Genomic DNA, 1,352 nt, shown 5'->3' on the forward strand with positions numbered 1-1,352 from the left:
GTGGTAATTTTCACCTCATTACAAGGTAAAAAATGAACATCGACACCACACACTTTTTTATCATATTGTGGGATTGGCACCCAAGCTTCGTGACTGGAGGTATTGTCGCGTAGCTTTTGTTTCCACTGATGATAGGCTTCTACTTCGTCAAAGTCAGGAGCCGGGAAAGGTAAGTTATTTCTATCCACCTTTTTCCATTGAATATGCGCGACTAAATTAGGACGCCATTTTTCGGGGATCATCACACAACAGACAGTGCCGCCAATACTGCCATAACCTTCATTAATCGAAAAACCGGTAATACTGTATTGAGTGTGGTTATAGCCTTGAAGTCCTGCTCCCAACATGGAGTTTTCTGGTTTTGCGCCCCAAGAGCCCGCATTGGCACAACCGGAAAGTAACAGAGAAATGATCAAGAGCGTGGCAAGTTTAGGGTAAGTTTGCCAAATGGTTATTTTTGAGGACATACGGTGGGCTCCTTCATATTATGAGGCTCATTAATTGGGTATTCAGGATCACCATAGCTATAGCAAGAAGTGGTAATTTTCACCTCATTACAAGGTAAAAAATGAACATCGACACCACACACTTCTTTATCATATTGTGGGATTGGCACCCAAGCTTCATGACTGGAGGTATTATCGCGTAACTCTTGTTTCCAACGTTGATAAGCTTCTACTTGACTAAATTTAGGGGCAGGAGAGAGTTTATTTTTATCCACTTTATTCCATTGGATATGTGCGATTAAATTAGGACGCCATTTTTCGGGGATCATCACACAACAGACCGTACCGCCAATACTGCCATACCCTTCATTAATCGAAAAACCGGTAATACTGTATTGAGTGTGGTTATAGCCTTGAAGCCCGGCTCCCAAGAGGGAGTTTTCTGGTTTTGCACCCCAAGAGCCGGCATTAGCACAACCGGAAAGTAACAGAGAGATGATCAAGAGCATGGCAAGTTTAGGGTAAGTGTGCCAAATGGTTATTTTTGAGGACATACGGTGGGCTCCTTCATATTATGAGGCTCATTAATTGGGTATTCAGGATGACCATATCCTTTACAAGAGGTAGTGATTTTCACCTCATTACAAGGTAAGAAATGCACTTTGACGCTACAAGGTTCATCATATTGTGGGATTGGCACCCAAGCTTCGTGATAGGTCGTATAGCGGTCTAATTCTTTTTCCCAGTGATTATAGGCTTCGACTTGATCAAAATCAGGAGCAAGAGGTATTTTGCTCTTATCGAGTTTCTCCCACTTTATGTGAGCGATTAAATTAGGACGCCATTTTTCAGGGATCATCACACAACAGACCGTACCGCCAATACTGCCATACCCTTCATTAATCG

3 protein-coding genes are annotated in these 1,352 nt (G+C 42.5%); all 3 read right to left on the bottom strand.

The window, feature by feature from the left end:
- Positions 1–467, bottom strand: a 467-nt coding sequence (locus INT04_RS19110) for a DUF3304 domain-containing protein (RefSeq protein ID WP_193017599.1), incomplete at its 3' end; no start/stop codon positions are given.
- Positions 452–1,000 (bottom strand): DUF3304 domain-containing protein, encoded by a 549-nt coding sequence (locus INT04_RS19115; protein WP_193017600.1) that lies wholly within the window; start codon positions 998–1,000, stop codon positions 452–454. The genes INT04_RS19115 and INT04_RS19110, both read right to left, overlap by 16 nt.
- A partial coding sequence (locus tag INT04_RS19120) for a DUF3304 domain-containing protein (RefSeq protein WP_193017601.1) occupies positions 985–1,352 on the bottom strand: 368 nt, incomplete at its 5' end. The genes INT04_RS19120 and INT04_RS19115, both read right to left, overlap by 16 nt.

Source organism: Proteus sp. FME41, from assembly GCF_014897315.1.
Taxonomy (GTDB): Bacteria; Pseudomonadota; Gammaproteobacteria; order Enterobacterales; family Enterobacteriaceae; genus Proteus.